Source organism: Solibacillus ferritrahens (genome assembly GCF_037027585.1).
Taxonomy (GTDB): Bacteria; Bacillota; Bacilli; order Bacillales_A; family Planococcaceae; genus Solibacillus; species Solibacillus ferritrahens.
The window spans coordinates 127,435-153,158 of the sequence record NZ_JAXCLE010000008.1 but is presented as its reverse complement, the minus strand read 5'-3'; the positions used below and the strand labels follow the sequence as shown (position 1 = coordinate 153,158).

Here is a 25,724-nt window from a genome sequence, read left to right as displayed (position 1 = left end):
CACAAAAAAAAGAAACGCCCTGTTAGATATTTAATAGAAAAACAGAGCTATAAAATATGAATTTTATCAATAAAAAACATGTTCATACACATAACCACACGCTGTGGATAAATGTTATACAATAGTTAGGGAAATCATTGTCCACAGATTATCAACAATTGTGGATAAAATATTTCCCAGAAAAGAATTCCACAAAGTAAAACACAGTTATCGTATCAAATAAAGTGAGCTATTTCAATACTTAATCAATCTTATCCACATAATCATATGTTATTCGAGTAATGGTTGTCCACAGGGAAGTTATATGTGAAAAAGCTGTAGATAAACGTTGTGGATAATTTTTTGAAAAAAAAAACTACTAACAGGCTTAGGTAAAAAAATATTTATGAATTGTGGATAACTGAATATTGGGAAGGGAGAGGGAATAGATTATGAAATATAATTTAAAAATAGAAAAAAAAATAGAAGGATTGACAAATGGGTTTCATTATTTATATAATATCATGGTCTGTATGTAGAAATAGATATAGTAACACTCGAATTCAGGAGGTGTATATAAATGAAACGCACGTACCAACCTAAAAAACGTAAGCACTCTAAAGTTCACGGTTTCCGCGCTCGTATGAGCACAAAAAACGGCCGTAACGTATTAGCACGCCGTCGTAAAAAAGGAAGAAAAGTATTATCAGCATAAGTCCACTGAGCCACATCAGTGGTCTTTTTTTTCTTTTATCTTCATTCAGTAGAAAATACTTACCTGTATAGGTAAGGGATGCATGCTTGTTTTATCAGTTCCATCAGGTGTTTATACACCCGCTGAATGAAGATAAGCCTCTGGCAGATGCTCAGATTTTTTATTACCAAAAAATCTGGACGCAATTACGCCTAGGTGTAATTGATTGTTTCGACAGAAGCAAAAAAAGTACCAATGATTAGATGGAGCAGGTGAATGGATCATGAATAAACGCCAACGAATAAAGAAAAATGAAGAATTTCAAAAGGTGTTTAAAAAAGGTAAGTCCTTTGCGAATCGCCAATTTATTGTTTATTGCTTGAAAAAGGAAGAACAAGAGGCGTTTCGTATTGGCTTATCAGTAAGTAAAAAAGTGGGGAATGCGGTCACACGAGTTCAAGTGAAGCGCTATATTCGCCAGGCTTTTCTGGAAATAAAAGATGAAGTAAGACAAGATATGGACTATGTTATTATCGCCAGAACGCAGGCGGCCACAATAGATTTTCATGAAACCAAAAAAAGCTTGCAGCATGTATTAAAAGTTGCAAGAGTTTATAAAGGTTGATATTACACTTAAAATTTACTATAAATTTTTACGATAGTTTGAAATAAAGATACGATAAAATTTAAATTATCGGAACAATTAGTAGTGTACAAACGTTGCACATGGTAAACTGTTGTCATAAAAAATTGAATAGGTTTGCTTTAGGAGGAAGAAGGTTGAAGAAAAATCTTTGGATAATGCTGTCGCTTGTCTCAGTAGTATTGCTACTTTCAGGCTGTACAGAATTTGACCAGCCGATTTCATCTGAAAGTGATGGCTTTTGGAATGAATATATCGTTTGGCCATTAGTATCATTCATCAAGCTTTTTGCTGATATGTTCGAAGGCAATGCTGCGAATTATGCTTTTGCAATTATTATCGTAACTGTTATTATTCGTCTAATTATTTTACCTTTAACAATCAAACAAGTTAAAAGCTCTAAAAAAATGCAGGAAATGCAACCGAAGTTAAAAGAGCTTCAAGCAAAATACAGCTCTAAAGATGCAGCAACTCAACAAAAATACCAGCAGGAAATGATGCAGTTAATGCAAACTTCAGGCGTTAACCCATTAGCTGGATGTTTACCGATTCTTATTCAAATGCCGATATTAATTGGTTTCTATCATGCAATAAGCCGTATGAATGCAACACCGGACGCATTTGAATTAGGAACATTTTTAGCGGTTCCGTTAGCAGAGCCAAGTATTGTATTTGCTGTTATCGCAGGTCTTATTCAGTATGTTGTATTAATGACTGGACCAGCAGTAGATAACCCGCAAATGAAAATTATGATGTACATCATGCCATTAATGATTGTTGGTTTCGGTATTATTTTACCTGCCGCTTTATCATTATATTGGGTAGTCGGAAACTTTGTATCTGTATTACAAAACCTTGTTATTTACAAACCTTGGAATAAAAATAAACCGGATGCTACCGATGCAGGAGGAGCGAAATAAGTGAAACAAACTACGCAAATAGGCGCAACAGTAGAAGAAGCGATCTCATTAGCGTTACAAAAGCTTGGCCATACTCGGGAACAAGTTGATGTAGAAGTTTTACAAGAAGGTAAAAAAGGATTTTTAGGTTTTGGTGCACGAAATGCAGAAGTTCGTGTTACTGTAAAAGAAATTGTTCAGCAACAAGTGAATAACGAAACTACTTCACAACCTACACCTGTAGTAGAAGAACAGTCATTTATCAAAGAAACCTTTGAAAATGAGCCGGTTTTAGTTAATGAAGATCAATCAATTCACCATGAACAACAACAAGTGGACCCTATTGAAGAATCAAAGTCGTATTTAACGAATATTGCTTTAGGAATGGGGATTACAGATTTAATAATTGAACATGAATCAGATGGCAAATATGTTTCTTTTAAGTTATCGAGTGAAAAAGCAGCATTATTGATAGGGAAGCGTGGTCTTACCTTAAATGCGCTTCAACATTTAACACAGCTCATGCTTAATAAAACTGCCAAATCATTTATGATTTTACAAATGGATGTAGAAGATTATCGTGAACGCCGTCAAGTTGCACTTGAGCAGTTAGCATTACGAATGGCGGACAAGGTAGTACGCACCCGAAAATCGGTCTCATTGGAACCAATGGCTTCTTATGAAAGAAAAATCATTCATAATGCATTGGCTAACCGTTTGGATATTGAAACATATTCAGAAGGTGCCGAGCCAAATCGCTATTTAGTCATTGAGCCAGTAAAATAAAAGCATACAGACGTGTTGGCCTATTCTTTTGGATAGGCCGTTTTTTTATGTAAATAATACTTATAAAAAACAACATTGCTTTAGATTTTATTTAAAATATGTTAGTCTAAATTGTTAGAAAGTGTAGCACGGATGTGATTTATCCACATGTGGATAACACAAAATTAGGAGGATATAAGATGGAATTCGATACGATTGCTGCGATATCCACACCAATGGGAGAAGGAGCCATTGCCATAGTTCGTCTAAGCGGCGATGAGGCAGTAGCGATTGCAGATAAAATATTTAAGTCACCAAATCATAAGCGTCTAAACGAAGTGGCGTCACATACGATTCACTACGGGCATTTAATTGATCCAAAAACGGATGAGGTCGTAGAGGAAGTTATGTTGTCACTAATGCGCGGACCAAAAACTTTTACGCGTGAGGATGTTGTCGAAATAAACTGTCATGGTGGTATTGTGTCAGTTAATCGTGTTTTACAGCTTGTATTGCAATATGGTGCACGTCTGGCGGAACCTGGGGAGTTTACAAAGCGAGCTTTCTTAAATGGTCGTATTGACTTATCACAGGCAGAAGCTGTTATGGATTTAATTCGTGCAAAAACAGATCGTGCTATGAATGTTGCACTCGGTCAAATGGACGGGAAGCTTTCACGTCTTATTATGTCTTTACGCCAAGCATTATTGGAAACATTAGCACAAGTGGAAGTCAATATAGATTATCCGGAATATGATGATGTAGAAGAAATGACAATTCCAGTACTGCTTGAAAAATGCGGTTGGGTACGAGAAGAAATTATTAAATTGCTTCAAACATCATCACAAGGGAAAATTTTGCGTGAAGGCTTATCAACAGTTATTTTAGGTAGACCAAATGTAGGGAAGTCTTCACTTTTAAATAGTTTAGTTCAAGAAAATAAAGCGATTGTAACCGACATTGCAGGCACGACTCGTGATATTATTGAAGAATACGTAAATGTACGCGGCGTACCTTTACGTTTAGTCGATACTGCAGGTATTCGTGAAACAGAGGATATCGTAGAGCGAATTGGTGTTGAACGTTCTCGTGAAGCGTTAAAAGACGCTGATTTAATATTACTTGTTTTAAATTATGGAGAAGCATTGACGATTGAAGATGAGCGGTTATTTGAAACGATTCAGGCAATGGATTATATCGTCGTTGTTAACAAAACAGATATCGAGCGCAAAATCGATTTAAATCGTGTCCATGAATTAGCAGGTAAACATCGTGTCGTAACGACTTCGCTATTAAAAGAAGAAGGTGTAATGGAGCTTGAAGAAGCGATTGCAGCGTTATTCTTTGAAGGACAAGTAGAAGCAAACGATTTAACATATGTTTCAAATGCACGTCATATTGCCTTATTGCATCAAGCTCAACAAGTAATTGAAGATGCATTGGCTGCAGCTGAAGCTGGGGTGCCGGTTGATATGATTCAAATAGATGTTACGCGCACGTGGGAAATCCTTGGTGAAATTATAGGAGATACTGTTCAGGAAAGCTTAATTAATCAGCTATTCTCTCAGTTCTGTTTAGGGAAATAAATTTAAGTAAAGGAAAGGAAGAACAACATGTCATTACAATATGAAGCAGGTAATTTTGACGTAATCGTTGTTGGTGCAGGACATGCTGGTGTGGAATCAGCATATGCTGCCGCAAAAATGGGTGCTAAAACACTCATGCTTACAATTAATTTAGATATGATTGCGTTTATGCCATGTAACCCTTCAGTCGGCGGACCTGCAAAAGGAATCGTTGTTCGTGAAATCGATGCACTGGGCGGATTAATGGGACGTATCATCGATAAAACACATATCCAAATGCGTATGTTAAATACGGGGAAAGGTCCAGCAGTACGAGCATTGCGTGCACAAGCGGATAAATTCCAATATCAACATGAGATGAAACGTGTATTGGAAGAAGAGCCAAACTTGCAAATTCATCAAGCAATGGTCGATGAACTAATTGTAGAAGATGGGGAAGTAAAAGGTGTAATTACACAAGTTGGAGCCATTTACCGTGCACCAGCTGTCATTATTACATCAGGTACGTTTTTGCGTGGAGAGATTATTTTAGGGAATCTGAAGTATTCTTCAGGTCCAAACAACCAACAGCCATCCATTAAATTAGCGGATAACTTAAAAGAATTAGGGTTTGATTTAATCCGATTTAAAACGGGAACACCACCACGTGTAAACAACCGTACAATTGACTATTCAAAAACGGAAATTCAGCCGGGTGATGATGTACCACGTGCATTTAGCTTTGAAACAACAGAATATATTATGGATCAGTTACCTTGCTGGTTAACTTATACAACAGAGGAAACACATCGTACAATTGAGGAAAATCTACATTTATCTCCAATGTTTTCAGGGATGATTAAAGGGACTGGCCCACGTTATTGTCCTTCAATTGAAGATAAAGTAACACGTTTTAGCGATAAGCCTCGTCACCAGATTTTCTTGGAGCCTGAAGGACGCAATACACGTGAAGTATATGTCCAAGGGTTATCGACAAGCTTACCTGAACATGTTCAAAAAAAATTACTTGCTTCTATTCCAGGATTGGAAAACGCGGAAATGATGCGTGCGGGTTATGCTATTGAGTATGATTCAGTAATTCCAACACAATTATGGCCAACACTAGAAACGAAAAAAATTCAGGGTCTTTATACAGCTGGTCAAATTAATGGTACTTCAGGTTATGAAGAAGCAGCAGGTCAAGGTTTGATGGCAGGTATGAATGCAGCAGCAAAAGTTTTAGGGCGTGAAGAAATTATCTTAGATCGTTCTGATGCATATATCGGTGTATTAATTGATGACTTAGTGACGAAAGGTACAAATGAGCCTTATCGTTTATTAACATCTCGTGCAGAATATCGTTTACTTTTACGTCATGACAACGCAGATTTACGTTTGACAGAAGTGGGCTATAAAGCAGGAATGATTTCAGAAGAACGTTATGCAAAATTCCAGTTGAAAAAAGCAAAAATTGAACAGGAAGTTGCTCGTTTGCGTGAAGTTATTATTAAACCAAATTCGACAACACAAGAAGTAATCCGCTCTGCTGGCGGTGCCGAGCTTAAAGATGGTATTCGTGGTGCAGATCTTTTAAAACGTACAGAAATGACGTATGATTTAGTTGCTTCATTAACACCTTCAGAAATTGAACTATCAGACGATATAAAAGAACAAATTGAAATACAGCTAAAATATGAGGGTTATATTCAAAAAGCACTTCAACAAGTAGAAAAAATGAAGAAGCTTGAAAATAAGAAAATCCCTGAAAATATTGATTATGATGCGATATCAAGCTTGGCGACAGAAGCTCGTATGAAGCTAAAAAGTGTTCGACCACTTTCCATTGCACAGGCTTCACGTATTTCTGGCGTAAATCCTGCAGATGTATCGATTTTACTTGTTTATATTGAGCAAGGGAAAATTGCAAAAGTAAGTACGAACTGAATGATGTGAGCGTCTTTATTCAGAAAGGCGCTCATTCTTTTGAATATGGAGGAGTGCATTTTATGAACGAAAAGCAGTTTATTGAAGCATTGAAGGAAAAGGGTATTGAGCTTTCAGAGCAGCAAATTGCACAGTTTAATAAATATTTTGAGCTATTAGTTGAGTGGAATGAAAAAATGAACTTAACTGCCATTACAGATTTAGAAGGCGTATATTTAAAGCATTTTTATGATTCCATTAGTGCCTCATTTTATTTTGATTTCACGAAAGTCACATCGGTATGTGATGTAGGGGCAGGAGCTGGATTCCCAAGTATTCCAATTAAAATCTGTTTCCCGCATTTAAAAATTACGATTGTGGATTCATTAAACAAACGAATTACATTTTTAAATCATTTAACAAATGAGTTAAATCTGGAAGGTATGACATTTGTACATGCCCGTGCAGAAGAGTTTGGACAAAATACTGCATATCGTGAAAAATTCGATGTTGTTACTGCTCGCGCGGTTGCACGTCTTTCTGTTTTATCTGAATTATGTCTGCCAATGGCAAAAGAGGGCGGATATTTTGTGGCATTAAAAGCCGCTGCAGGTGCAGAAGAATTAAAAGATGCGACGAAGGCTATTTCTACTTTAGGGGGCAAACTAAAAGAAGAATTTGCGTTCCACCTACCTGTTGAAGAAAGTGAACGCTCGCTCTATGTATTTGATAAAATAAAGTCAACACCAAAAAAATATCCCCGTAAACCAGGTGTACCAAATAAGACACCAATTATATAAAATTTAAATAAAAATAAAATAAAAATATAAAATATGAAATGTTTTCACCTTTTGAAGCATACATATTTATATTTATGTTGTTTTTAAAAAAATTACTGTTCATTGAATACTGTACATTTTCGTATGAATCAGAAATAATATGGTATAAGAGATAGATAGTTTCCTAAAGGTGGTGCCACACGGATGAAAAGTACTTTTTCACGTTTTTTCGGAGGCGGGAGCAAAGAGCCAGAAGTAAAAAGTGAAGTAGAAGTCACAGAGAATATCTCGATGGCTTCAGAAGAAGTAATAGAGAATATCTCGATGGCTTCAGAAGAAGTAGTTAAAATTCCAATAGACAAAATCATTCCGAACCGTTATCAGCCACGTACAGTTTTTGATGATGAGAAGATTGAAGAATTAGCAAGAACAATTCATACACATGGTGTTATCCAACCGATTGTTATCCGTCCAATGAGCGGTGATTCAGATAAATACGAAATCATTGCAGGGGAACGTCGTTATCGAGCTATGAAATCACTACAATGGACTGAAGTTCCTGCTATTGTTCGCCAATTAAATGATCGTGAAACGGCTTCCATTGCACTTATAGAAAACTTACAACGTGAAGAATTATCAGCAATTGAGGAAGCGCTTGCTTACCAACAATTATTAGGCTTGCATTCGCTCACACAAGAAGCACTCGCACAACGTCTTGGGAAAGGCCAATCTACGGTAGCTAATAAATTACGTTTACTAAAATTACCTCAGTTTGTCCAAGATGCTATTTTAAATCGTGAAATTTCAGAGCGTCATGCGCGTGCTTTAATTGCTATAAAAGATGAGCAGTTGCAAATGCAGCTTATTGCTGCTACTAAAGAATATGATTGGAATGTAAGACAACTAGAAGAGCAGATTAAAAAACTTCTTCATCCAGAAGAACCAGAAGTGAAAAAGCGCAAACCTACTCGTAAAGCGATTAGTAAAGATGTGCGTATTGCCCTGAATACAATTAAGCAATCGTTAACAATGGTGACGAAAAGTGGAATCGATGTGAAAACGGAGGAAGAGGATACAGATGATTACTATCAAATCACTGTTAAAATTCCGAAGAGAAAATAAATTATTTAGCTGCCCGAAAGATTATACCTTTCCAGGCAGTTTTTTTTAGTGAATAGAAAGTATCAAATTTTAAAAATAAATTTATTTTCATAGCATCGCTTTGTCACTATTTTTGTTAATATAAAAGTAGATGTGTCATAATAGAGAAATATTCTAAGTTTTTTAAACTTTGAAAAAATACCTAAATTGAAGTGATGAAAGCAGGTGCGGATATTGGGACGTATAATTGCGATTGCCAATCAAAAAGGTGGCGTTGGAAAAACGACATCCTCTGTAAACTTAAGTGCATGTTTAGCTTTTTTAGGAAAGAAAGTATTATTAATCGATATCGACCCACAGGGAAACGCTTCAAGCGGACTAGGTGTACGAAAAGGAGACTTAGAAAGCTGTATTTATGATGTATTAATTAATGATGAAGATATAAAAGAAGTTATACAACAGACAGATGTAGAAAATTTATATATTGTCCCCGCTACTATTTCATTAGCAGGGGCGGAAATTGAGCTTGTCTCGACCATTTCACGTGAAGTAAGACTAAAAAAGGCGGTTCAGGAAATTAAAAATAATTTTGATTTTATTATTATTGACTGTCCACCGTCTCTTGGCTTATTAACTATTAATGCGTTAACCGCTTCTGATGCACTGATTATTCCTGTTCAATGTGAATACTATGCATTAGAAGGGTTAAGTCAACTGCTTTCTACTGTTCGTCTTGTTCAAAAGCATTTAAACAAGGAATTAATGATAGACGGTGTGCTATTAACGATGTTGGATGCCCGTACAAATTTAGGTCTTCAAGTAATAGATGAAGTAAAACGCTACTTCCAAGATAGGGTTTATCGTTCTGTTATTCCGCGCAACGTGCGGTTAAGTGAAGCACCTAGTCATGGAAAGCCCGTAATTTTATATGATTCTAAATCACGCGGGGCAGAAGTATATTTAGAGTTGGCAAGGGAAGTGATTAAAAATGGTTAGAGGGTTAGGTAAAGGAATTGACGCGCTTTTTAGAGAAGAAGCCGTACATAAGGAAGACCAAGTACAGCAAATTGCCGTTACAAAAATATTGGCGAATCCATTTCAGCCACGTAAAATTTTTGATGAAACAGCTATTGAGGAACTGGCCAGTTCCATTACTGAACATGGTATTATTCAGCCTATTGTTGTTAGAAAAGCTGGTAAAAAATTTGAAATTGTTGCAGGGGAACGAAGATACCGTGCTGCAAAGCTTGCTGGGTTAGCAGAAGTACCAGTCATTATAAAAGATTTTACTGAGCAGCAAATGATGGAAGTAGCTATTTTGGAGAACTTGCAGCGGGAAGATTTAACTCCAATTGAAGAAGCAGAAGCATACAATAGTTTAATTGGAAAACTCAATTTCACACAGGAAGATTTAGCGAAGCGATTAGGGAAAAGTCGCCCACATATTGCGAACTTAATTCGTTTATTACAATTACCCGATGAAATTCGTGAACTTGTCAATGAAGGAAAGTTGACGATGGGACATGGCCGAGCATTGCTTGGTTTAAAAAACAAACGGCGCATTCCAGAAGTGGCTAACAAAGTAATTAAGGATCATTTAAATGTTCGTCAATTGGAAAAGTATATTCAAGATATAAATGAAACCGTTTCACGTGAAACAAAGACTCCAAATAAGGATATTCATACGGAAGCAACAGAATCCCAATTACGTGAATATTTTGGAACGCAAGTGCAAATAAGAAAAGCAAAAAATAAAGGGAAAATTGAAATTGAATTTTATTCAGAGGACGATTTACACCGCATTTTAGAAATATTAAATATAGAAGAACAGTAAAAAATGTGCTGAGCATTACGTTTCAGCGCATTTTTTACTGTGAATGTAAAGATGATTATCTTAGTATAGGCTAAAAAAGAATAAACAGATAGCAACTAGAAAGAGGAAAGATCATGGTATTATTAGGCTCTTTATTAAACTCACTATTTATTGTAATTGGGACATTAGTGGGCCGATTATTTAGAAATATTCCGGAATCAATGCAACAAACTGTTATGTCAATTATCGGTTTAGTTGTTGCTCTCTTAGGAATTCAAATGGGATTAGAGGGTGATAACTTCATTCTATTAGTAATTAGTTTAATAGTGGGAGCTGTTATCGGAGAATGGCTCAACCTAGAGGGAAAGTTCAACCGCTTTGGTGTATGGATTGAATCCCTTTTCGGAAAACGTGCACAAAAAGGAACGATTGCAGAGGGGTTTATTACTGCATCGCTCATTTTTGTTATAGGTTCCATGGGAATTATCGGTGCCCTTGATAGTGGTTTACGTAATGATCATAATGTATTAATTACGAAAGGAATAATTGATGGTTTTATGTCGATCATTTTAGCCTCTACGTTAGGCATTGGCGTAATATTGTCAGCAATATCTGTATTAATATATCAGGGAAGTATTGCATTGTTTGCAGGTGTCATTAGTACATATATTCCAACAGAAGCGCTTAATCTATTTATTAAAGAGATGACAGCTACAGGTGGTGTTATGATTATAGCAATAGGCTTAAATATTGCTGGTTTAACGAAAATTCGTATAGCCAATTTGCTGCCAGCGATTTTGCTGGTCGGAATACTCGTAACGATTATTTTTCTGTTTCAGTAAATGACGCTGCCATGCTAAAACGAGTGCACGTACAATTTTATCACTCATAGAATAGGTAACATGAAGCCTTGTATTTTGAAGTACTTTTGCTTCCATAAAACCTCCTACATTAACAATTCCCTTAATAGAAACATTCCCAATTGGAGGCAATTCCTTTTTTACAGCTTTTCCAGGAAAAAGAGGACCATGCTGTATTAAAATTGAACCAATTGCATTAGACTCTCCTAAACAAGCGTCAATGGCGATGATGAATGCATTTTCATTCTCTTTTATGAGCTGTTCGTAACGGTCAACGATATTTAATGCATGAAGTGGCGCTTCTAAAGTTCCAACAACCGGGAATGGGAATGAAAAGGTTTGATGCAACTGGCTACCGATAATTGGACCTAACGCATCCCCAGTAGAGCGGTCGGTACCGATACAGCAGAAAATAAGTTTTTCATGTTCAAAAGGAACCATTTTTAAAAAGATTTCACTTAGCTCCCAAACAGCGCTTGTCTGTTCATAATGGACGCTATAATTTTGCGGACAGGCTTGTGTCACATGTAGTCACTCCTTCAAATTTAAGTAGATTAGATTACTCGAGAAATAGCGTGAAATACGATATATTTATGCAGTATATTCATTTTTAAAGTTTGTTATACAAGAGGTGGTAAATTTGGAAGAAGATTTGAAATTAGATTTAGAGGAATTTGCTGAAACGGATATTAAAGGGCTCGCACACTATACGACAAAACTTTGGGAATACTTCACAAGTGCGGAATTTTTGGAAAAGATTATTGTAGCCAGCGCGAAGATTCTAGCGATTATCGTTATTTCGTATCTTGTTGTTTTTATCGGCAAGAAGGTCATTCACCGAGTGTTTATGCTGCGTGTAAGAAATAATGAACGTCGACAGCTTACGATTGTAAAGCTGCTGCAAAGCGTATTGAGCTATTTAGTGTACTTCTCTGCCATTATGGGGATTTTATCCGCTATGAATATACAAATTGCCGGGTTACTGGCAGGGGCAGGTATTGCTTCTGTGGCCATTGCTTTTGGAGCTCAAAACCTAGTGAAGGATGTTATTACAGGGTTCTTCATTATTTTAGAGGATCAATTTGGTGTAGGGGATTTTGTGAAAATTAATACGGCAGAAGGTACCGTTATGGAAATTGGTCTTCGTACAACGAAAGTAAAGGGCGTAACAGGGGAACAATTCATTATTCCAAATGGAAGCATTGTAGACGTTGTTAACTATTCCATCAACAACTCAAAAGCTACGATTAGTATGCAAATTCCGCTTGAGACAAATATTGAAAAAGTTCAAATGATTATTCAAAACTATTTGGATACGTTACCTGAAAGACACGAAGAGCTTGTCACAGCCCCTGTCTTTTTAGGTATAACAAATACGACAAGTACAGAAGCCACAATTGGTATTACACTCGAAACGTTGCCATTACAGCAGTATTCAATTTCTCGTATTATTCGAAAAGATGTAATGGATATCTTAACACGTAACGGTATCCCTCTTGCGGTACCGAAAATGATGTTTTATGAGCGAAATCAAGGAGGAGAATAAAAGGTGGAAGCAAAGCAATACGGTCTTAATGACGTGGTAGAAATGAAGAAACAACATCCTTGTGGTACAAACGAATGGAAGGTCATTCGTTTAGGTGCTGATATTCGCATAAAATGTGAGGGCTGCGGACATAGTGTTATGATTCCACGTCGAGAATTCCAGAAAAAAATGAAGAAAGTTTTACGTTCAGCAGAAGAAGTATAAAAGCAAAATAGACTTTTAAGTGTGTAATCAATATAATAGACAAGGTTATAGAAATTTAATGGACAGAAAAATCCATATAATTTATGATTTCAAATAAAAATGAAGTGAATATAGAAAGGTTGTGTCAAAATGGCATTAACAGCTGGTATCGTAGGTTTACCGAACGTAGGGAAATCGACTTTATTCAATGCAATTACAAAAGCAGGTGCTCTTGCGGCTAACTACCCGTTCGCAACAATTGAACCAAACGTAGGTAGCGTAACTGTTCCGGATGAGCGTTTAGACAAATTAACAGAATTAGTTGTACCGAAAAAAACAGTTCCAACTACATTTGAATTTACCGATATCGCGGGTATCGTAAAGGGCGCTTCTACTGGTGAAGGTCTAGGGAATAAATTTTTGGCTCATATTCGTGAAGTAGACGCAATTTGCCAAGTTGTTCGTTGCTTTGAAGACGAAAATATTACACATGTTTCCGGTACAGTAAATCCAATTGATGATATTGAAGTTATTAACTTAGAATTAATCTTAGCGGACATGGAATCAGTGGACAAGCGTATTGCTCGAGTTGCAAAAATGGCAAAGCAAAAAGATAAAGAAGCAATGGTGGAAGAACCAATTCTTCAAAAAATTAAAGAAGTATTAGAAGCTGAAAAACCAGCTCGCGCGGTAGACCTTTCGGATGATGAAAAAAAGATCATCAAAGGATTACACCTTTTAACGATTAAACCAATGCTTTACGTTGCAAATGTTTCAGAGGATGAGGTAGCTGATCCATCTGAAAATAAATATGTGAAAATGGTACAGGAATACGCAGCAACTGAAGGTGCCCAAGTAATTACAATCTGTGCGAAAATTGAAGAAGAAATTTCTGAGTTGGAAGATGAAGAGAAAAAAGAATTTTTAGCAGAATTAGGAATTGCTGAATCAGGATTAGACCAATTAATTAAAGCTTCATATAGCTTATTAGGTTTAGCAACTTATTTCACTGCTGGTGTGCAAGAAGTTCGTGCATGGACATTCCGTAAAGGGATGAAAGCTCCACAATGTGCGGGTATTATTCACTCTGACTTTGAGCGTGGCTTTATCCGTGCTGAAACCGTAGCATATACGGATTTAGTAGAATTCGGTTCGAAGCCTGCTGCTAAAGAAGCAGGACGCGTACGTGCAGAAGGTAAAGAATACGTTGTACAAGATGGCGACGTAATGGAATTCTTATTTAACGTATAAAATATGAGCGAAGGGATTGACCGGGAAGTGATTTACCAGGCAATTCCTTCGCTTTCTTTTTAATTATAAATCTTGGAGAGTGCATCACTGGACATACGGCTTATTACAAATACAACTTAGAGATAAACATATAATTTTGGCTCTTTCGAATCGTCCCTTACAGTTGCTTCGTTAGGGTATTTGCGCAATTCCTTATACATATAAAAATCACCCATTGCCCCTGCTATTAATAACGCTCCGATAATTACTATCAAAAAGTTATCAAGCATTAAACCAATAACTGTGGGCACAATACCTGTAGTCCAAAATGGGAGTAATAAAGCTTTTTTCATTGCAGCATTTGTTAGCGATTTTTTTGTAGTGGCATAGGCGACACCAAGTTGTAAATTGATACCGTAATCAAGTTCTTTATAAGGAACACCACCAAATAGCATAAAGCCAATTAAGTGAAATGCTTCATGAAGGATAATGAGTAATATATATGCTGCAAAAAAATAGAAAAAATCTAGCAAGGTAAATTCACCAGTAAAACGTTGATGTATAATGGCATTTAAACCCACTAGTAAAACAACTAAAACGACAGTCAATATCATATTATCGCGTGCTATCTTTTTCATATTCAATTCAATTACTACTGGCTGTTTATCACACATAAAATCCCTCCCTTACTAATGAGTATAACAAAAATTGAATAAACATTAGAGTTATATTAGGTTGCGTCTAATAGGGAACTATGTTACAATTCATTGATGTGAGTAATAAGAATTTACTTACTCCTTGCTCCCTATTTAATAGGAGAGCCCAAGTCCATAAGGAGGTGCAAACACAAATGAGAAAGTACGAATTAATGTACATCATCCGCCCAAACATTGAAGATGAAGCGAAGAAAGCTTTAGTAGAGCGTTTCAACGAGATTTTAACTTCAAATGGTGCAGAGATCACAGAAGCAAAAGATTGGGGTAAGCGTCGTTTAGCTTACGAAATCAATGACTTCCGCGAAGGTTTCTACCAAATCGTGAAAGTTAACGCTGGTACTGAGGCTATCAACGAATATACTCGTTTAGCAAACATCAGCGAAGACATCATCCGTCACATCGCAGTACGCGAAGAAGAAAAATAATTTTTAACTTAAATGCTGAAAAAAGGAGGGTGCATTGATGATTAACCGTGTAGTTTTAGTCGGAAGACTTACGAAGGATCCAGAGCTTCGTTATACGCCGAGTGGAGTTCCAATGGCACGTTTTACGGTTGCCGTAAACCGTACATTTTCGAGCCAGTCAGGTGAACGCGAAGCAGATTTCATAGGCTGTATTGCTTGGAGAAAACAAGCTGAAAACTTAGCAAACTTCATGAGAAAAGGAAGTTTGATTGGTGTAGAAGGTCGTATTCAAACAGGTAGCTTTGAAGGACAAGATGGAAAGCGTGTGTACACAACAGATGTCGTTGCCGATGCAGTGCAGTTCTTAGAACCGCGCGGAGGAGCAAATGCAAATGCATCTCAAGGTTCACAAGGTCAACAATATAGTGGTGGGCAAAATTATGGTGGTCAGCCATCTTATAATCAGCCAAACCAACAATTTGGGGGCTCGCAACAATCACAGGATTCTTACGGTTCTTATCAACAGCCATCTCAAAATCAGCAAAATTATACACGAGTAGATGAAGATCCATTTGCGAATAGCAAAGGACCAATCGAAGTTTCTGAAGACGATTTACCGTTCTAAGAACTTGGCATCTATTATTAAAAATTAAAAGGAGGAACACGATAATGGCACCACGTCGCGGAGGCCGCAAACGCCGTAAAGTTTGCTACTTCACTTCAAATAACATTACGCACATCGACTACAAAGATGTAGATCTTTTAAAGAAATTCATCTCTGAGCGCGGTAAAATTTTACCACGTCGCGTAACTGGTACTTCTGCTAAATACCAACGTAAACTTACAAATGCAATCAAAGTTTCACGTATTATGGCATTACTACCATTCGTTGCTGAAGAAAAATAAGATTTTTTAAAAGTACAACATAGGCTTAATTTGCCTCTGTTGTACTTTTTTTGTTTTCAAGCGCTTAAATAGAGAACGGCATGCTTTGCATTCTTCTGCACGGTATAGGCGCACGCTTTTTCCAATAACAAAAGCTGCCACAAAAACTTCTTGTGACAGCCTGCAGGAGGGCAACAACCTATTATGGAATGTTACATGCTTTATTATTTTGTAATTAACTCAAGATTTACCGGAATAACTTCTTCAACTTCTTCACCGTTTAAATAAGCAATTGCTGTTTCCATCGCGATCTTTCCAATCTCATCAGGTTTTTGTGCAACCGTTGCAGCTAGGTTCCCTGCTTTTACAGCAGCCACCGCATCGTCAGTTGCATCAAAGCCAACTACTACAATCTTCTTACCCGAAGCCGAAATTGCTTCCTGTGCGCCTAATGCCATTTCGTCATTGTGAGCAAATACGGCTGTGACATCCGCATTTGACTGCAGAATATTCTCCATTACCGTTAATCCTTCTGAACGGTTAAAGTTTGCGGTTTGCTTAGCAACGACATTTAAAATACCTGTGACAGCTTCATTGAAACCTTGTCCACGATCACGCGCAGCAGATGAACCTGCCACACCTTCCAATTCGACGACTTTGGCACCTTCACCAACTAACTCTATAATATATTCTCCTGCTAGCTTTCCGCCAGCTACGTTATCAGAGGCGATATGTGATACGACTTCGCCCCCTTCAGAGGAGCGGTCTACCGTAATGACAGGAATATTTAAAGCATTTGCAGATTCAACAGCAGTGGCAACAGCAACAGAATCTACTGGATTAATAATAATTAAATCAACGTTTTGTTGAATTAAATCTTCAATATCGGAAGCTTGCTTTGACGCATTATCTTGCGCATCTACAACCGTTGTTTTCAGACCAAGTTCTTTTGCTTTTGCTTCTGCATGTTCGCTTAACGTCACGAAGAATGGATTATTTAAAGTTGAAATAGATAAACCGATTGTCAATGTATCCTTATTGCTTTCTGTAGATGTAGCAGATGTTCCGAAAGAAGGTTCCAAAGAAAAGCCAGGTTTTACTGAACAAGCCGATAGCATTACAGTGGCCAAAAGTGCCATTAATAATATTAATTGTTTCTTCACGCTAATGACCTCCTTCTACGCTGTTTTTTTACGGTCAATTAGCACCGCTATTAAAATAACAATCCCTTTTACAACTTGCTGGAAGAATGAAGAAACGCCGATTAAGTTTAAACCGTTATTCAACACTCCAATAATTAAGGCACCTACTAATGTACCGAAAATCCAACCTTTACCGCCTGTTAAACTTGTCCCTCCTAAAACAACTGCTGCGATTGCATCCAATTCATAAGATGTCCCAGCTGTTGGCTGTGCAGAGTTTAGACGAGACGTTAATATCAGTGCTGATAAAGCAGCTAACATACCAGTTAACGAGTATACTGCTATTTTTACACGATCCACATTGATTCCTGACAATTTAGAAGCCGCTTCATTGCCGCCTACTGCATAAACACGGCGACCGAATGTTGTTTTATGCATAATTACATATAACACAATGAAAGCTAGAATCATTGTACATACTGGAACCGGAATACCGAAGAAATATCCTTTACCTAACATTTGGAATGTAATTTCATTTCCTAAGTCTGAAACAGGACGACCATCCGTATACACTAGCGTTAATCCACGATAAATCGTCATTGTTGCCAATGTTGCGATGAATGGTGCGACTTTTCCTTTTGCAATAATGATACCATTTACAGCACCAAGAATAGCCCCTAACAATAAGGCAGCGAGAATCGTTAACACAGGATCTATTCCTGAAGCGAGCATTGTGGCAGCTACTGCACCTGTAAGGGCTAATGTCGAGCCGACCGATAAATCGATGCCGCCGGTTAAAATAACAAAAGTCATACCAAATGCAATAAGCGCGCTAATCGATACTTGACGTAAAATATTTAAAATATTATCTGTTGTCATAAAGCTTGGATTTAAAATCGTAATAACAATTACAATTAAAAATAATCCTAAAAGAGGACCTAGCTTTCCTAACATTTCTTTTGAGCTAGTTTTTAACAACTTCTTCTCCTCCTGTTGCGTAATTCATAATTGTTTCTTGTGTTAAATCAACGTTATCTAAAATAGCTGTTTGACGACCTTCATGCATGACTATTACACGATCCGCCATTCCTAAAACTTCCGGAAGCTCTGATGAAATCATTAAAATGGCTACACCTTCCTCAGCCAATTTATTCATAATAGAATATATTTCCTTTTTAGCGCCGATATCAACACCGCGAGTAGGTTCATCTAAGATTAAAATATCCGGTTTTGTACTTAACCACTTCGCGATGACAACTTTTTGCTGATTTCCACCACTCAATGAGCCGACAGACTGTGTCGCGTCACTGCAGCGAATATTCAGCTGTTCAATATATTTTGTAGCCTGTAATTGCTCTTGTTGTGCTTGAATAAAACTACCCTTTGCAATTGATTTCAAATTTGTTAAAAACATATTCTCTTTAATTGAAAAATCTAATACGAGACCCTCTGTTTTACGGTCTTCCGTTACAAATCCGATTCCGTATTTCATTGCTTGAATTGGGCTTTTGATCGTCACCTTTTTCCCGTGGATGAAAATATCACCTTTGGACTTTTTAAGGTTACCGAAAATTGCTTGTGCCACTTCTGTACGGCCTGCTCCCATTAAACCTGCAAATGCTAAGATTTCCCCTTTACGAATCTGGAAGTTAATATCTTTGCATACCGCAGGACATGTTAGCCCTTTTACTTCTAAAGCAACCTCACCGATTTTTGCATCACGACTTGGGTAACGTTCACCTAGCTCGCGACCGACCATCATTTTTACAATTTCATCAAAGGATGTTTTTGAAATTTCACGGACACCAACATATTCACCGTCACGCAAAATCGTAATACGATCACAAATTGCAAAAATTTCTTCCATACGATGAGAAATATAAACAAAGGAAATCCCTTTCGCTTTTAGTTCACGAATCGTATCAAAAAGTGTTTCAATTTCACGGTCTGTTAAAGCAGCTGTCGGTTCATCCATTACGATATATTTCGCTTCTGAATTAATAGCCTTGGCAATTTCAATTAATTGTTGTTTTCCGACTGATAAGGAACCAGCAGGCTGACGCACATCAATATGTAAGCCGAGCTTTGCTAACAGTGTCTGTGCTTCTTTATTCATTTCACGAGTACGTAGGAATCCTGTACGACCTATTGTTTTCTCTTTTCCTAGAAATAAGTTTTCCGCAACAGATAGGTGGGGTAGAATATTTAATTCTTGGTGAATCACGTGAATACCTAAGCTTTCCGCATCCTTTGCAGAAGTAAAGGTATAGGACTGCCCGTCTACTAACACATCACCCTCATCACGTGAGTAGATGCCAGCCAAAATCTTCATCATTGTAGATTTACCGGCACCATTTTCACCCATTAACGCGTGAATCTCACCATCTAAAAGCGTGAATTCAACATTGTTTAATACGACGTTCCTGTTGAAAGCTTTTTTTATGCCCTTCATTTCAATCATATTCCGTCACCTACCTTAGAAAATTACGCCACTTTGTAGCATGATGTTAGCGTATGGCGTCATTTCACCTGTACGAATAATGACCTTTGCTTCGCTCGACATCTGTTTGAATTGTTCATGTGATAAATATGTAACCGGTTCCACATTTTTCAAAATAAATGAATGAATTGTTTCGTTTGCAGCTTTTATTTCTTCAGCTAAGTAACTATGTTCTACCTCTAAATCCTCTAAAACAGCTTCTAAAACAGACGTAAATTCGGGTTCACCTAGTTTGTAAGCTAAATCTATACATGTGACACCTTCTGGAATTGGTAAGCCGCAATCTGCAATGACAATTTTATCTGTATGACCTAAGCGTGCAAATATACCTGCTAATTCACGATTTAAAATGCCTTGTTTTTTCATTTTTTGCCTTCCTTTCGAGCAATCACTTCCTCTAATTTTGGCATACCACCTTGAGCGCCAAATTTTTCAACGGATAATGAGGCTGCAATATTTGCGAAAGATACTGCTTCTTCAATCGATTGCCCATTTGTAACAGCATGCGCGAATGCACCGTTAAATGTATCACCAGCACCTGTTGTATCAACAGCTGTCGTTTTATATCCTTTTACATGTACATGTCTTTCTCCATCAAAGTAGCGCGCACCATTATCGCCTAATGTCACAATTAATTGATTCGGGTATTTCTCTAGTGCTGCTTCTATATCGTTTCCAAATAATAGTTCACACTCGGTTTCATTCGGTGTTAAGTAATCTATATACGGCATCCATTTAATATTGAAGTTTGCTGCTGGAGCAGGGTTAAATAATACTGGTACTTGAAGTTCTTTACATAATTTCAAGCTGTATTCAATCGTTTCCACTGGAATTTCAAGCTGCATTACAACTAACTGACTGTTTTCAATAATAGTTTTTGCAGAAGCAATCACTTCTGGAGTTACTTTAGAATTGGCACCTGGTACAACGATAATACGATTGTCTGATTCATGAAGCAAAATATTCGCGATGCCTGTTGCTCCATTCGTATTCATAACTAAGCTAGTGTTTATATTTTCTTCATTTAGATTCGCACGAAGTTCTGTACCGAAACTATCTGAGCCAACAGCACCTAACATTTTAACTTGACTGCCTAAGCGCGCAGCAGCTACTGCCTGGTTTGCTCCTTTACCGCCTGGAACCGTTGTAAATAGGTTACCTAAAACGGTCTCTCCTTGTTTTGGAAATACATCCATTTGAACAACTAAGTCCATATTGATACTTCCTATTACCGTAATCATTTTGCAGCTTCCTTTCTCGTCGTACCACGTACAATTAATTGTGCATCTAAATTTAATACTGTTTGTTTTATTTCTTTGCCTTCAATTTGCTCAATTAACATGGTTGCAGCAGCAGCACCCATTTTATATAAGTCTTGACCGACCGTTGTTAATGCCGGTGATACCATTTCACCGAGCGCAATTCCATCAAAGCCTACGATTTGTAGTTCTTCTGGTACGCGCTTTTCAAGTTTGTGTGCAATATGAAGAGCAGCAATTGCTAATGTATCGCTGCTTGCAAAAATACCGTCAACTTGAGGGTGTAACATTAAGGTCTGTTCAATCACCTTAGCAGCATCTTTGAAATCAAATGATGTTGTTACAACAATTGGATCTAGCCCTTGTTCATCAGTGGCTTCAAGAAATCCTGTAAGGCGATCATCTGCGGTTTTTAAACCTTGTGGCCCACGTATACATAATAAATTTTCCGCGCCATTTGTGAGCAAATACTTGGTCCCAAGCTTGGCTCCTTTTCGGTTATCAGTCGCCACAGTTGGTATTGCCACATCAATTGTTCGATCAAGTGCAACGATTGGAGTATTGATGGACATATAAACAGAGGGGTCCATTAAGCTTGTAGTCACAATTAAACCTGCTACATATGTTTGTGATAAGCGCTCTATATATAACAATTCTTTTTCCGTTTGTTCGTCTGAATTACAAAGAACAACCGTATAACCATAAGACCAGGCCATGTCTTCAACTGCACGAGCCAACTCTGGAAAATATGGATTTTTTATATCAGGGACAATCAGACCAATTATATTAGATTGTTTCTTACTTAATGAACGTGCAATACTGCTTGGCTTATAATCCAGTTCCCGAATTGCCTGTTCAATACGTTCTGATGATTTTTTACTTACATAACCATTTTTGTTTAGGTAGCGCGATACTGTCGCCACAGAAAGTTTCGCATTCTTTGCTACATCTTTAATGTTAACCATCAATATGCCCTCCTAAATCGAAATATGTTATCGGTTACATAATATATGCTATACAATAAAAATTGTCAACGAAATAAAGGACATAAAAGACAGGAAAATAGCATTTTATACTTAGAATCTAGTTATTCAAACGAAAAATACTCCATATTAAGTTATACTAAAAAAATTAAAATGACATACTATTATTTTGATTTGCATTTCGCTACTTGGTTAATCAGGCAAAATTTCAATTAGTATCTTTGAATTGTGGGGTAATTCAGCCCACCGATTACACGGAGGAGAAGCTAAATGCAATAATATATAGGTTAATTCGTACCTCTTATCGTAACCGTTAGTTTGTTTGGTCATCCAAAAATGGTACAATGGGAAGGTGAGAAAAGTTGAAAGTAGACAAGTCGAAACATCGGCAAAAGATGGTAGCAATGGTCTGTAAACTACATGCACCATAGTGTCTTTCCAACAACAGATAAGGAAGGTTCTCCATGCAAAATAATCAAACAAGAAAGTTAGCACATGGTGCTATGATGATAGCTATTTTTACAGTACTGATGGCTATCGTATTTTATATTCCCATGGCGAATATTATTGCAGCGATCATAGCGCCTTTACCGATGATTTGGTATAGTGCGAATTACGATCGAAGGTCATCATTTTTAATTGCAATTATTGCTGTAATCGTCACATTTTTTATCGGCGGTTTACTGCTAATACCCGCTTCACTAATTTTTGCAGCGGCAGGTGTGGCAATCGGGGATGCCATTTACAATAAAAAAAGCAAAGTATTTATGTTTATATCTACAAGCATTGTCTTACTCGTCACATTTGCTATTCAATATGTCATATCATTGCGTTTGTTTGAAGTGGATTTTATTCGCGATTCGATGGAACTTATGAAGACAAGCTATATTGAATCAATAAAAATGACGGAAAAGCTGACAGGACAAGCAACACCAAAAGAAGTAATGGATAATATGAACAATATGCTGAATACGTTGGAAATGACTTTACCTGCTTCCATTACGTTGGCAATGCTGTTTGTATCATTCATTATCATTACTGTTAACTTACCGATTTTAAAGCGATTGAAAGTAGATGTACCGAAGTTTGCGAAGTTTAGTGAGTTACGCTTACCAAGATCGGTCCTATGGTATTATCTGATTGCATTATCCATTAATTTATTTGTTCAGCCTGAACCAAATTCTTCATTGGCGATTATCATGTTAAATGTTTCAATGATTTTATGGATATTGCTTACGTTACAAGGGATCTCTTTTATCCATTTTGCTATAGATGCATTTGGTTATCCTAAGTTTATAAAAGTACTAAGTACTATTGTGGCTATACCGCTTTATTCTTTTGTTATATTAATTGGTATTATTGATTTAGGCTTTAATGCAAGAGATTACATTCGAGAAAAAAGTCAAAAGTGAGGAGCTGATTGAAATGGGCAATTTTCGTAAAAGACCAATTCGATATCCACTAGCAGTATTATTTTTACTAGGTGTAGTGGCAGCTATCCTTATGATGATATGGAATGTATGGATTGGGGTCGCATTTATAATAGTATATTTAGGAGTTGTTTACTATACGTTAAAGATTGAATTATTGACGTACAAAGATACAGAACAACATATAGAAGCACTTTCCTATCGGTTGGATGATGTGGGAAAAGAGGCATTTCTGGAAATGCCATTCGGAATTCTATTATTGAATGATGACTTTAAGGTGGCATGGGCAAATCCATTTATGCTGCGGGTATTGCAGCAGGAAACATTAGTCGGAGTAGAGTTGGATACGATTTCAGAAGAGTTACCTATACTTATAAATGAAGAACAGAAGAATGAAACGGTTGTTGCAATACATGACCGAAAATATCATATTTATTATAAAGAAGAGGAAAAGTTATTTTACTTCTTCGATGTTACAAAGCAAGTTCAAATAGAAAAACAGTATTTGGCAGATCGTACAGTGTTGGCTATACTATTTATCGATAATTACGATGAGCTTACATCAGGTATGGATGACCAAGCGAGAAGCGTAACGAATACAATGATGACTTCTATTGTAAATGAATGGGCCGCGCATTACGGTATTTTTGTAAAAAGAATAGCATCCGATCGTTTTATGGCCGTATTAAATGAATCGATATTAGCTGAGCTTGAGCAAAAGCGTTTTTCAATATTAGATGTAATACGAGAGCGAACGATGATGCAGAAAAACCTATCATTAACTTTAAGTATCGGAATTGGAGCAGGCTCTCAATCATTAGTGGAGCTTGGTCAATTAGCACAATCAGGTCTTGATTTAGTGCTAGGGCGTGGCGGTGACCAAGTTGCAATCAAACAATCAAATGGTAAAATTCGCTTTTATGGGGGAAAAACAAACCCTGTAGAAAAGCGAACGAGAGTACGTGCCCGTGTAATCTCGCATGCACTTAGTGATTTAATACAAGATAGTGATCAAGTATTTGTAATGGGGCATAAAAATCCAGACATGGACTCAATAGGGGCTAGTGTCGGTGTACGTAAAATGGTCGCAATGAATGGGGTCGAAGGATTTGTAATAGTAAACTTTGATGAAGTGCGTGGCAGTGTAGGCCGGTTGATGACCGAATTGGAGCAGAAAACGGATTTTTACAATAGTTTTATTACACCAGATGAGGCTTTATCGAAAATAACACCAAAGTCTCTTGTAGTCATTGTAGATACACATAAGCCTAGTATGGTAATTGATAGTCGATTATTAAGTAGAACGGATAAAGTTGTTGTTATTGACCATCATCGTCGTGGTGAGGAATTTATTAATAATCCAACTTTGGTGTATATGGAGCCATATGCTTCCTCTACTGCAGAACTCATTACAGAGCTATTGGAATATCAACCACAAAATGAAAAATTACTTCCGCTTGAAGCAACAGCATTGTTGTCTGGTATTATAGTGGATACAAAGAGCTTTACACTTAGAACAGGTGCACGTACATTTGAAGCAGCTTCATATTTGCGTACATTTGGAGCAGATACGATTTTAATTCAACGATTGCTGAAAGAAGATGTGGGAATATACGTCGAGCGATCAAAAATTATACAGACGGTTCAATTTCCTTATACAGGAATTGCAGTTGCGCAGGGTGAAGATACTAAAGTATATGATTCAGTATTAATCGCACAAACTGCGGATATTTTACTAACGATGAAAGATGTTGGTGCCTCTTTTGTTATTGCACATCGCAATGATGGACTAATTGGCATTAGTGCACGTTCTTTAGGAGAAATCAATGTACAGCTTGTCATGGAAAAGCTTGGCGGTGGCGGGCACTTAACTAATGCTGCAACACAGATGAAAGCAGAATCTATTGAAGAAGTAAAAAATCATTTATATAAAGCTATTAGCGAAATAGTCGAAGGGAGCAAGGAATCATGAAAGTAGTATTTTTAAAAGATGTAAAAGGTAAAGGAAAAAAAGGTGAAATTAAAGAAGTTGCTGAAGGCTATGCACGTAACTTTTTAATTAAAAATGGCTATGCCAAAGAAGCAAATAATCAAGCATTGAGCGAAATTCAAGGTCAAAAGCGTTTAGAAGAAAAAAATGCAGCTGCGGAACTACAAGCAGCGAAAGATTTAAAAGAACAGTTAGAGGCTATTACAGTAGAAGTAAAGGCAAAATCAGGTGAAGGTGGACGTTTATTTGGTTCAGTTTCTACAAAGCAAATAGCAGATGCATTACAAAAAAAGCATGGATTTAAAGTAGATAAGCGTAAAATGGATTGCAATGATGGAATCCGTTCATTAGGCTTTTCAAATGTTCCTGTTAAGTTACATCATGATGTAAAGGCAACGCTAAAAGTACATGTAATTGAAGAATAAGGAGCGACAA

28 protein-coding genes are annotated in these 25,724 nt (G+C 37.0%); 20 read left to right on the top strand and 8 right to left on the bottom strand.

Going from position 1 to position 25,724, the window contains the following annotated elements:
* Nucleotides 1-559: 559 nt before the first annotated feature.
* The 11 genes from rpmH (at nt 560) to SNE38_RS10105 (ending at nt 11,003) form a co-directional block, all read left to right on the top strand.
* Nucleotides 560-694, top strand: a complete 135-nt coding sequence (gene rpmH / locus SNE38_RS10155) for a 50S ribosomal protein L34 (protein WP_008408389.1) — start codon at nt 560-562, stop codon at nt 692-694.
* Nucleotides 695-956: 262 nt separating this feature from the next.
* Nucleotides 957-1,298: a ribonuclease P protein component gene (rnpA, locus tag SNE38_RS10150; protein WP_191704187.1), complete on the top strand. Its 342-nt coding sequence runs from the start codon at nt 957-959 to the stop codon at nt 1,296-1,298.
* A 155-nt stretch (nt 1,299-1,453) separates the two neighbouring features.
* Nucleotides 1,454-2,236 (top strand): membrane protein insertase YidC, encoded by a 783-nt coding sequence (gene yidC / locus SNE38_RS10145; protein ID WP_191704186.1) that lies wholly within the window; start codon nt 1,454-1,456, stop codon nt 2,234-2,236.
* Complete coding sequence (jag, locus tag SNE38_RS10140) at nt 2,237-3,001, top strand: RNA-binding cell elongation regulator Jag/EloR (RefSeq protein ID WP_191704185.1); 765 nt, start codon at nt 2,237-2,239, stop codon at nt 2,999-3,001.
* 179 nt (nt 3,002-3,180) lie between these two features.
* Nucleotides 3,181-4,566 carry a tRNA uridine-5-carboxymethylaminomethyl(34) synthesis GTPase MnmE gene (mnmE, locus tag SNE38_RS10135; RefSeq protein WP_191704184.1) on the top strand — a complete coding sequence of 462 codons (1,386 nt, stop codon included), beginning with the start codon at nt 3,181-3,183 and terminating at the stop codon, nt 4,564-4,566.
* Nucleotides 4,567-4,593: 27 nt separating this feature from the next.
* On the top strand, nt 4,594-6,489 hold the full coding sequence (gene mnmG, locus SNE38_RS10130; protein ID WP_336046442.1) for a tRNA uridine-5-carboxymethylaminomethyl(34) synthesis enzyme MnmG: 1,896 nt from the start codon (nt 4,594-4,596) through the stop codon (nt 6,487-6,489).
* A 62-nt stretch (nt 6,490-6,551) separates the two neighbouring features.
* Nucleotides 6,552-7,268 (top strand): 16S rRNA (guanine(527)-N(7))-methyltransferase RsmG, encoded by a 717-nt coding sequence (gene rsmG / locus SNE38_RS10125; RefSeq protein WP_191704182.1) that lies wholly within the window; start codon nt 6,552-6,554, stop codon nt 7,266-7,268.
* A 183-nt stretch (nt 7,269-7,451) separates the two neighbouring features.
* The gene (noc, locus tag SNE38_RS10120; protein WP_336046441.1) at nt 7,452-8,369 is read left to right on the top strand and encodes a nucleoid occlusion protein; all 918 of its coding nucleotides are present in this window, start codon (nt 7,452-7,454) and stop codon (nt 8,367-8,369) included.
* A 213-nt stretch (nt 8,370-8,582) separates the two neighbouring features.
* Nucleotides 8,583-9,344 (top strand): ParA family protein, encoded by a 762-nt coding sequence (locus SNE38_RS10115; RefSeq protein ID WP_191704180.1) that lies wholly within the window; start codon nt 8,583-8,585, stop codon nt 9,342-9,344.
* Complete coding sequence (locus SNE38_RS10110) at nt 9,337-10,182, top strand: ParB/RepB/Spo0J family partition protein (RefSeq protein ID WP_191704179.1); 846 nt, start codon at nt 9,337-9,339, stop codon at nt 10,180-10,182. Before SNE38_RS10115 ends, SNE38_RS10110 begins: the two co-directional genes overlap by 8 nt.
* A gap of 113 nt (nt 10,183-10,295) precedes the next feature.
* Nucleotides 10,296-11,003 (top strand): DUF554 domain-containing protein, encoded by a 708-nt coding sequence (locus SNE38_RS10105; protein WP_191704178.1) that lies wholly within the window; start codon nt 10,296-10,298, stop codon nt 11,001-11,003.
* Here the strand turns inward: SNE38_RS10105 and yyaC are convergent.
* Nucleotides 10,920-11,546, bottom strand: coding sequence for a spore protease YyaC (gene yyaC / locus SNE38_RS10100; RefSeq protein WP_191704177.1), 627 nt, complete (start codon nt 11,544-11,546; stop codon nt 10,920-10,922). The two genes, SNE38_RS10105 and yyaC, sit on opposite strands and share 84 nt — an antisense overlap.
* A gap of 115 nt (nt 11,547-11,661) precedes the next feature.
* Between yyaC and SNE38_RS10095 the strand changes: the two genes are divergently transcribed.
* The 3 genes from SNE38_RS10095 (at nt 11,662) to ychF (ending at nt 14,001) form a co-directional block, all read left to right on the top strand.
* Nucleotides 11,662-12,567 carry a mechanosensitive ion channel family protein gene (locus SNE38_RS10095; protein WP_336046440.1) on the top strand — a complete coding sequence of 302 codons (906 nt, stop codon included), beginning with the start codon at nt 11,662-11,664 and terminating at the stop codon, nt 12,565-12,567.
* Between the two features lie 3 nt (nt 12,568-12,570).
* The gene (locus SNE38_RS10090) at nt 12,571-12,771 is read left to right on the top strand and encodes a DUF951 domain-containing protein (RefSeq protein ID WP_191704175.1); all 201 of its coding nucleotides are present in this window, start codon (nt 12,571-12,573) and stop codon (nt 12,769-12,771) included.
* A 129-nt stretch (nt 12,772-12,900) separates the two neighbouring features.
* Entirely contained in the window at nt 12,901-14,001 is a 1,101-nt protein-coding gene (gene ychF / locus SNE38_RS10085; RefSeq protein WP_191704174.1) for a redox-regulated ATPase YchF, read from the top strand.
* A gap of 116 nt (nt 14,002-14,117) precedes the next feature.
* Here the strand turns inward: ychF and SNE38_RS10080 are convergent, their stop codons facing one another.
* The gene (locus SNE38_RS10080) at nt 14,118-14,654 is read right to left on the bottom strand and encodes a DUF3267 domain-containing protein (RefSeq protein ID WP_336046439.1); all 537 of its coding nucleotides are present in this window, start codon (nt 14,652-14,654) and stop codon (nt 14,118-14,120) included.
* Nucleotides 14,655-14,830: 176 nt separating this feature from the next.
* Here SNE38_RS10080 and rpsF point away from each other — a divergent pair, with 176 nt between their 5' ends.
* From rpsF to rpsR, 3 genes are read left to right on the top strand one after another with little or no spacing between them, the layout of a single operon-like run.
* A complete protein-coding gene (gene rpsF / locus SNE38_RS10075) occupies nt 14,831-15,121 on the top strand; it encodes a 30S ribosomal protein S6 (protein ID WP_191701062.1) in 291 nt (96 codons plus the stop codon).
* 37 nt (nt 15,122-15,158) lie between these two features.
* Nucleotides 15,159-15,725: a single-stranded DNA-binding protein gene (gene ssb / locus SNE38_RS10070; protein ID WP_191704172.1), complete on the top strand. Its 567-nt coding sequence runs from the start codon at nt 15,159-15,161 to the stop codon at nt 15,723-15,725.
* 41 nt (nt 15,726-15,766) lie between these two features.
* Nucleotides 15,767-16,006 (top strand): 30S ribosomal protein S18, encoded by a 240-nt coding sequence (rpsR, locus tag SNE38_RS10065; protein WP_191701183.1) that lies wholly within the window; start codon nt 15,767-15,769, stop codon nt 16,004-16,006.
* Nucleotides 16,007-16,209: 203 nt separating this feature from the next.
* Here the strand turns inward: rpsR and rbsB are convergent, their stop codons facing one another.
* The 6 genes from rbsB to SNE38_RS10035 are packed head-to-tail and all read right to left on the bottom strand — an operon-like array spanning nt 16,210 to nt 21,851.
* Nucleotides 16,210-17,148, bottom strand: coding sequence for a ribose ABC transporter substrate-binding protein RbsB (gene rbsB / locus SNE38_RS10060; RefSeq protein ID WP_336046438.1), 939 nt, complete (start codon nt 17,146-17,148; stop codon nt 16,210-16,212).
* A 15-nt stretch (nt 17,149-17,163) separates the two neighbouring features.
* Nucleotides 17,164-18,105 (bottom strand): ribose ABC transporter permease, encoded by a 942-nt coding sequence (rbsC, locus tag SNE38_RS10055; protein WP_191704170.1) that lies wholly within the window; start codon nt 18,103-18,105, stop codon nt 17,164-17,166.
* Nucleotides 18,092-19,588: a sugar ABC transporter ATP-binding protein gene (locus SNE38_RS10050; RefSeq protein ID WP_336046437.1), complete on the bottom strand. Its 1,497-nt coding sequence runs from the start codon at nt 19,586-19,588 to the stop codon at nt 18,092-18,094. Before SNE38_RS10050 ends, rbsC begins: the two co-directional genes overlap by 14 nt.
* Before the next feature lie 15 nt (nt 19,589-19,603).
* Nucleotides 19,604-19,993, bottom strand: a complete 390-nt coding sequence (gene rbsD / locus SNE38_RS10045) for a D-ribose pyranase (protein WP_336046436.1) — start codon at nt 19,991-19,993, stop codon at nt 19,604-19,606.
* Nucleotides 19,990-20,868: a ribokinase gene (rbsK, locus tag SNE38_RS10040; RefSeq protein WP_191704167.1), complete on the bottom strand. Its 879-nt coding sequence runs from the start codon at nt 20,866-20,868 to the stop codon at nt 19,990-19,992. The genes rbsD and rbsK overlap by 4 nt, the downstream gene beginning before the upstream one ends.
* Nucleotides 20,865-21,851 (bottom strand): LacI family DNA-binding transcriptional regulator, encoded by a 987-nt coding sequence (locus SNE38_RS10035; protein WP_336046434.1) that lies wholly within the window; start codon nt 21,849-21,851, stop codon nt 20,865-20,867. Before SNE38_RS10035 ends, rbsK begins: the two co-directional genes overlap by 4 nt.
* 482 nt (nt 21,852-22,333) lie before the next feature.
* Between SNE38_RS10035 and SNE38_RS10030 the strand changes: the two genes are divergently transcribed.
* From SNE38_RS10030 to rplI, 3 genes are read left to right on the top strand one after another with little or no spacing between them, the layout of a single operon-like run.
* Complete coding sequence (locus SNE38_RS10030; protein ID WP_191704165.1) at nt 22,334-23,281, top strand: YybS family protein; 948 nt, start codon at nt 22,334-22,336, stop codon at nt 23,279-23,281.
* A gap of 13 nt (nt 23,282-23,294) precedes the next feature.
* On the top strand, nt 23,295-25,271 hold the full coding sequence (locus SNE38_RS10025; RefSeq protein ID WP_191704164.1) for a DHH family phosphoesterase: 1,977 nt from the start codon (nt 23,295-23,297) through the stop codon (nt 25,269-25,271).
* Nucleotides 25,268-25,714 carry a 50S ribosomal protein L9 gene (rplI, locus tag SNE38_RS10020; RefSeq protein WP_191704163.1) on the top strand — a complete coding sequence of 149 codons (447 nt, stop codon included), beginning with the start codon at nt 25,268-25,270 and terminating at the stop codon, nt 25,712-25,714. Before SNE38_RS10025 ends, rplI begins: the two co-directional genes overlap by 4 nt.
* Nucleotides 25,715-25,724 lie beyond the last annotated feature (10 nt).

What these genes read in the sequence shown, in the direction of transcription:
- rpmH (WP_008408389.1), top strand. Translation starts at nt 560, where the DNA reads ATGAAACGCACGTACCAACCTAAAAAACGTAAGCACTCTAAAGTTCAC.
- rnpA (WP_191704187.1), top strand. Translation starts at nt 957, where the DNA reads ATGAATAAACGCCAACGAATAAAGAAAAATGAAGAATTTCAAAAGGTG.
- mnmE (WP_191704184.1), top strand. Translation starts at nt 3,181, where the DNA reads ATGGAATTCGATACGATTGCTGCGATATCCACACCAATGGGAGAAGGA.
- mnmG (WP_336046442.1), top strand. Translation starts at nt 4,594, where the DNA reads ATGTCATTACAATATGAAGCAGGTAATTTTGACGTAATCGTTGTTGGT.
- rsmG (WP_191704182.1), top strand. Translation starts at nt 6,552, where the DNA reads ATGAACGAAAAGCAGTTTATTGAAGCATTGAAGGAAAAGGGTATTGAG.
- noc (WP_336046441.1), top strand. Translation starts at nt 7,452, where the DNA reads ATGAAAAGTACTTTTTCACGTTTTTTCGGAGGCGGGAGCAAAGAGCCA.
- SNE38_RS10110 (WP_191704179.1), top strand. Translation starts at nt 9,337, where the DNA reads ATGGTTAGAGGGTTAGGTAAAGGAATTGACGCGCTTTTTAGAGAAGAA.
- SNE38_RS10105 (WP_191704178.1), top strand. Translation starts at nt 10,296, where the DNA reads ATGGTATTATTAGGCTCTTTATTAAACTCACTATTTATTGTAATTGGG.
- ychF (WP_191704174.1), top strand. Translation starts at nt 12,901, where the DNA reads ATGGCATTAACAGCTGGTATCGTAGGTTTACCGAACGTAGGGAAATCG.
- SNE38_RS10080 (WP_336046439.1), bottom strand. Translation starts at nt 14,654, where the DNA reads ATGTGTGATAAACAGCCAGTAGTAATTGAATTGAATATGAAAAAGATA.
- rpsF (WP_191701062.1), top strand. Translation starts at nt 14,831, where the DNA reads ATGAGAAAGTACGAATTAATGTACATCATCCGCCCAAACATTGAAGAT.
- ssb (WP_191704172.1), top strand. Translation starts at nt 15,159, where the DNA reads ATGATTAACCGTGTAGTTTTAGTCGGAAGACTTACGAAGGATCCAGAG.
- SNE38_RS10050 (WP_336046437.1), bottom strand. Translation starts at nt 19,588, where the DNA reads ATGATTGAAATGAAGGGCATAAAAAAAGCTTTCAACAGGAACGTCGTA.
- rbsD (WP_336046436.1), bottom strand. Translation starts at nt 19,993, where the DNA reads ATGAAAAAACAAGGCATTTTAAATCGTGAATTAGCAGGTATATTTGCA.
- rbsK (WP_191704167.1), bottom strand. Translation starts at nt 20,868, where the DNA reads ATGATTACGGTAATAGGAAGTATCAATATGGACTTAGTTGTTCAAATG.
- SNE38_RS10035 (WP_336046434.1), bottom strand. Translation starts at nt 21,851, where the DNA reads ATGGTTAACATTAAAGATGTAGCAAAGAATGCGAAACTTTCTGTGGCG.
- SNE38_RS10030 (WP_191704165.1), top strand. Translation starts at nt 22,334, where the DNA reads ATGCAAAATAATCAAACAAGAAAGTTAGCACATGGTGCTATGATGATA.
- SNE38_RS10025 (WP_191704164.1), top strand. Translation starts at nt 23,295, where the DNA reads ATGGGCAATTTTCGTAAAAGACCAATTCGATATCCACTAGCAGTATTA.
- rplI (WP_191704163.1), top strand. Translation starts at nt 25,268, where the DNA reads ATGAAAGTAGTATTTTTAAAAGATGTAAAAGGTAAAGGAAAAAAAGGT.